Here is a 6,023-nt window from a genome sequence, read left to right on the forward strand (position 1 = left end):
ATTCTGGTCTGCAGGCGCTGGACTTCATCCTCGTTAAATATAAGCTTCGTTGACGCCATGTCCACCCTCCCGCTTAACCCCACATTTTATTTGCTCTGTCCCTGATAATCATTCCGTACAGAATAGTCTGATTCGAACATTATGATATCCCCTGAGGAAAATGAAAACATCTGCCCCATTTCATCGGTATCCCCCGCCATTTGACCTTCAATGGCCCACATATTAGCAATCGGTGCCTTATATCCGAGAATGCGTGTATTGGCATCGCCATTTTTTATCGTATAAATTTCGAATTTAACGAGGATATATCCCCCTCTCAAAAACTCCGGCTCATGCCCGTCCAAAGCTCCTCCATAGTGATTGGCGAGTGAAACAATACTAGTGCCCTTAGGGAGAATGTAAGGAGCAATCGGCAAATGATATTCTCCATACCAATGCTGTACACTCCGTACCGCCGTAACCGGATTCACAGAGGCCGGGATTACCGTGGGACCTACTAAAGTTCTGGATTTAAAAGGGAGTATCTCCAGGTTGTACCCATTCCCTATTGTCGTTTTACGCTTCAGGTATAGCTTGTAGAACTTGGTCCATGAAGTCTCTGCCGCTCTGTTTCCGACAGAATATAGTTGTATTCATAACTGGCCGCTGAAGACAGCTCGCCGGTTGGAATATTCCGCATGCTGTCTGCCAGACGATAGGTGCGCTTATGACTCAGAGTGTCCTTGGGCGAACCAACGCCTATCATTTTATTCGCAGTTCCAGAGATATCATAGTACAGATCCACAGGAGCGGGTGAACCCCCAGTCTTTGGAACAAACCAAAACGTAGGTTCAATCCGTATCCCCTCACCCGGCTCCCACAAATTCCCTATAGTCCGGAAATCAAATAAGAAGGAATACCCGTTATGCGGAACCGTCTTTTGCTCGGCCGGATGGGAGCCCTTGCGGATCGGCAGGAACCATTGCTTGTGTCCATATAAGGCTGTTGGGTTTCCGTTCTCATCGTTCCCCCCTGTATAGTACATGGCCGAGCTGTGATCGGTGCTTCCCATCGCGGTACGGAACACCTTCTCAAACCTGAAGTCCCCGATATCCCATATGCGAAAATCAAACAGGCGTCCTACCACCCCTACATCAAAGCTATTCGAGGCACAATAATTATTGAGATCTCCGTTCCTGTTTACTTCACAGAGACCGGTTGGATCTGCAGGTGTGCCGTTAATGGCCCACGATTGCGTATGAACGGTATAATTGCCTTCATTCACCCAAGTGGGCATTGTAAAAGTCATTTCTGGCGTTCCGACAGGGATATTAATCCAGGTGCCTTCAGGATAGTACTCGCTGCCTTCAAACACACCAAACGGAAACTGTATCCTTTTATTCAGGGTATATTTCATGTAATCTCTGCTGCCATAACCCGGAATATTAAGATGTTGCCCGCTCTCCGTAAAATGAACGGTAAACGGCCGGTCCAGGATCAGCACCGTCCTTGTCCAGTCCGGGGACATCCGCTGATCATATGGCCGGTTGTCATCCGGAATAACAGAGTAATTGACCACAGGAGTATGAACTGTTATAGAATTAATGCCGTTTATTGCAAAACTTTTATCGGAGCCACCGTTCACATTCCCAGGGATCAGGTTGTAATAGATGGACCCGGAGCTTAATGTATTCGCCCGGTTCTGCAGTGTTGACCCTATCCAATAATTCGTGCCATATAGAACATTCCGATCGATCTGAGTTGGCGCGGGTAAGGCGGATGGGGCAGGCGCTGACTCCGATACCTCTGTTTGATCCATTATGGTCATCTCATTAAAAACGACAGAATCATTATTCACTGTATTCTTACCCACACTCGATTCTGCTTCACTTTGGAAAGCGGCAGTCTGGTCAGGAACTGGAGGCTCAGTTGTAGTTCCGGGAACCGTTTCCGGATCCATAATAATCGGTTCACAGGAAAATGGCCTTACGTGATCATCTACGTCCGTACTATATTCAGATGAAAGCGAAGGCTCTGTATATCCGGCAGGATTCAATTGTACGGAACCGCCCGGCAGCGCGTAATTGGATAACGTCGATTTGGAAAGCTTGTAGATCTCCAAATTGTCGATTTGCCAATAGGAATAGGGCCTTGTTACGGTTATATCCTTGGTTACGGTTTCCGGGCGTTCCTTCGGCTGGGCTGGGGTTCCAGCTGCAGGAGGCACACCCGCAGTGGCGGGTATAGTCCAAGTCAAGTTATACGTTTTCTGCACCTGAATTGTATAAGTAACGGTTCCGGTCATATTCACAAACTGATATTGATGAAGATAATTGTTGGCAAGTACATTCGCATACAGGCTCTCTGTGGTTGGTATTCCCTGCGTAACATCAAACTGCTCGGCGTCCCTATGATCTGCACGAATAACACCTGACGCTGCAGGGTCAAGTACAGCATTTGATAATTCTGTTCCTCTTGACGGAGGATTAATTACCACGCTGCATTGTGGTGCCGGGTCTGTTGGAGGAGTTCCCTCATCTTCTTCATAAACGGCTATGACGTTGGTTCCCCCGAGATAAGTCGTGAAGTTACGCTCGGCTATAACACCCGTTACAATATGGTTCATGTCGCTTAAATAATGTTTGGACTGTAAGTATGATTTGATTAATCTATATGTTTTACCGTCTGAACCTGTAAGTGTTTCCTGGAGAGGAACCGTGATAGTCTGACCCGGCTTCCAGTTGTGTGATGGATCATCCGGATTGACCACAGCAGATTGAGAAATTAACTGTCCCGTACTTTTTTTGAGTATTAAGGTAACAGGAAACTTGGCAGTATAAGGGACAGGCACATCGAAATATTGCCTGAAGTCGCCAGGACTTGCCCATGATTCCGCATTTTTTATATGCTGAAGGTCAACAAAATCCCCACTTTCTGAGACAAGTACATTGTTGCTATAGTGCAGAACATGGAAAATAGCGGATAAATAAATGGTTCCTCCATATGAAATATCTTCTAGACCCGCATCTTCTAGAGCTTTAGATACCATTTCTTCCGGAACTTCAAAGAATGTCTGGACGTCTCCATTCCCAACCGGTACATCAGAACCCACTTGCTGAATCCTTATCTCACCATGAGTTCCTGATTGCGGATCACATTGAGAATTTGTACATGCCGGAGAACGATGGACTGTAAATCCAACCGTTCGATATTTTATTCCTGATGTTGCCTCTTTGCCGATTGTATTGAATGTTATTGAACCATTACTTTCAACTTTCACATCATTAGCTGCAAAAATTTGAGTTGAAAACATGTTTATTAAAAATGAACAGAATATAAGGATAATTAAGATTTTCGAGCAAAGCCTCTTGGATATAGTCATATGTTTATCGCCTTAGTTCTTTTTGTGAATGATGGTACTTAAATTAAATAAGGTTGCAGTATTAGATACTCTTTTAATGCCATCTTGTATATTTGTACTAAGAACAATATCAGCATATCCATGGTACCATTGTCCCTTTTGAAACTTCCCCAGAGCCTTTAAGTTATCAAGCCCTTGGTGACTATGAAAACGAATATCATCAAAAATTTCATTGTATTCGGTATATTCCTTAATTCTAAAAGAAAATTCTGCCCGGATGAAATAACCGCCAATTCTTGAGTAAAACATCATTGAAGGCTCAACGACAAGCGAACCCTCCGTTACAATTTTATTCTTTTTAGCCCATGCCACATAATCCATGACCTCTTCGAGTCCAACACTATTCCACTGATTCTTGTGACTATATAAGTCCGTAGCCCATTTCCCGTTGATTGTCCGGTAATCTACATTTAGGAGGAGCTTGTAATACGCCTCAGCATTATCCTTCCATTTCTCCATTTCCTTCTTATTCTGAATAAGAGTATCCGTTTTATATAATTCTGCTGGCGTGCTGATCTTAAATGCCGGCTCTGTTATCCCCTTGAAGGGAAGCTCCAACTCGTACATTTCATTCGGGTACTCTTCCAGTATGTATGGGAAATCCTTTGCATTTTTGGGGAGATTCGTTGTCCGGACCGCTCTTCCCCACGGGTCTTTCGGAGCGTTCATAGCTTCTTGCGCATTGGCCACAGCCAGTGCATCGACAGGCAACGTTTCTCCTTGTAAAATACTTGAGATTCGCTCAATAACCGTCACGGTTTGTGCCCTAGTCGTTGTTCCTGTTACATTCAGTGCCCCCTTTCCAGTTCCCGATAACACCCCGTTTGAGGTCGCCATATACATATATTCCGTATTATCCTTTGCCGTTTTCCCGATGACACGCACTGCAATTCTGGCTAACTCCTGTCTGCTTAGAGGCGCATTCCAATCATCTGAGCTGAAATCCCCGGTTACATAGTAGCCTGATTCAGTCGCTGTATTAACATAGGGAGTATACCAAGGGGAGGTTGTACTCGTATCTGATGCTTGCCCCAGGGAATGAATAAGCATGGCTATAAATTCGGAGCGGCTCACCGTTTTCTCCGGCTGAAATGTTCCTTCAGGATAGCCTGACACATAGCCCTTCTGCACCGCAGCCAGAATACTAGCCTCTGCCCAATGTCCTGTCGTATCCGTAAATGGCAGCTGCAGGTGCCTCAGCTTGTACGGCGTTGCCTACACCCGCAAATATACTAACTGCCAGAACTGCCGTGGATAAATAAAATAAAGGTCTTTTTTTCATAATATCCGCTCCTCATTTCTATCTTATTGATAATTTACGATTCGTCCGCAAAGCAATATTTCATATGTAATTTATTACTTGATATATAAGTTGCCTTTTTATTATCGGCTTTATTTTCCATAACATTTAGAGTTATCCAAAGATGTAGGATTCCTCTTCTGTTCCCACACAAAAAACAGGTCAACCATGGTATTATCTGACCATAGTGGACCTGTTCATTGTAACGGAATAGCATTTTCAGGATTTGAAGTTAAACCATTTGATGTGTCTTTATACGGGTATTGTATGGACCAGTTGAGCCATTGGTTGAATGACGGGTTCATTCAGCATTGGCTAGTCCTCACAAATAATATCGTCAGCTTTGTATCTTTTCCAGAAAATCTTCAAATATTTTTTTTGTCGCTTCACCTGAATTGGGAATTAACTCATCAACCCTCTGTAGAATTGCAGGATTTTTTAAAATCAGTTTTTTACCTTCAGTACTTGTAAAGCTTCTTAATGCATCAATACATATTTCGAATAACTCTTCATCATTAATAATCAGCAATTTCAACAACACATTCAATTCATCCATACTAGATTCATTATGCAAACAATATGCTAATTTTCTTTGCCACTCGATTGGCTTATTTAACGATTCACTTGACAATTCCTCCCAATCCCGTTGGGAGAATTTCACCAGCATCTCCTGCGCAATTGAAAACCCTTCATCATACCAATAATCATCTGAGAAATATCCTGAAAGATAGTCGTCAAATTCTCTAAACATTAAAAATCTCCTTTGGATCAGATTACAAGTTAAGGTGCTTTAAAACCACTTAGAAGTTGTGTAGCTCCCCCACCTGTTGGATAGCCCGATACAACATTGTCACCAATTTTAATAACTTCAACTTGAACACCATTAACAGTTCCTCTATGAAGTGTTGCACCATCCGAGGCACGAACTCCAATAGGTGCTGTATTACCAGTATCTTTTATACTATTAATAATTTGCGAATCACTCCATGATTCTGGGAATAAAGTGCTTGTTTTAATGTTAGATAAATTACCATCAGGAAATTGAGTAGTAAACTTAACTTTTCTTGTTCCATCTACATTAACTGTTATTTCTTGAACTGCATAATTAGGATTTGCATTGTTGATTTTAGGAGAATGACCACCTATCAATTCATTCTTCGTAGGAAGTTTTCTTTGTCCATCTAATATTTTCTTCTCCATTTCTGAACTAATTATAGAAGAACGAACTTCACCCGTTCCCTCAGATACAGGAACATTTAGCTTCTTCACCCTAGACGCAGATATTTCACCCGCACCGGGGTGCAGCGGAAGGCTTCTCTTTAT

6 protein-coding genes are annotated in these 6,023 nt (G+C 43.0%); all 6 read right to left on the reverse strand.

What is annotated here, in order from left to right:
- Positions 1-86: 86 nt before the first annotated feature.
- The gene (locus QW71_RS38425) at positions 87-416 is read right to left on the reverse strand and encodes a hypothetical protein (RefSeq protein WP_052770578.1); all 330 of its coding nucleotides are present in this window, start codon (positions 414-416) and stop codon (positions 87-89) included.
- Between the two features lie 146 nt (positions 417-562).
- On the reverse strand, positions 563-3,361 hold the full coding sequence (locus QW71_RS37535) for a DUF5704 domain-containing protein (RefSeq protein WP_152679943.1): 2,799 nt from the start codon (positions 3,359-3,361) through the stop codon (positions 563-565).
- A 12-nt stretch (positions 3,362-3,373) separates the two neighbouring features.
- Positions 3,374-4,531 (reverse strand): S-layer homology domain-containing protein, encoded by a 1,158-nt coding sequence (locus QW71_RS37540; protein WP_235441641.1) that lies wholly within the window; start codon positions 4,529-4,531, stop codon positions 3,374-3,376.
- Between the two features lie 13 nt (positions 4,532-4,544).
- Positions 4,545-4,682 (reverse strand): hypothetical protein, encoded by a 138-nt coding sequence (locus QW71_RS40755; RefSeq protein ID WP_160311863.1) that lies wholly within the window; start codon positions 4,680-4,682, stop codon positions 4,545-4,547.
- Between the two features lie 355 nt (positions 4,683-5,037).
- Complete coding sequence (locus QW71_RS35460; protein WP_039310509.1) at positions 5,038-5,451, reverse strand: hypothetical protein; 414 nt, start codon at positions 5,449-5,451, stop codon at positions 5,038-5,040.
- A gap of 29 nt (positions 5,452-5,480) precedes the next feature.
- Positions 5,481-6,023, reverse strand: a 543-nt coding sequence (locus tag QW71_RS39530; protein WP_235441642.1) for an EndoU domain-containing protein, incomplete at its 5' end; no start/stop codon positions are given.

The sequence above is a fragment of the Paenibacillus sp. IHB B 3415 genome (assembly GCF_000802655.2).
GTDB classification, from domain to species: domain Bacteria; phylum Bacillota; class Bacilli; order Paenibacillales; family Paenibacillaceae; genus Paenibacillus_AQ; species Paenibacillus_AQ phytohabitans.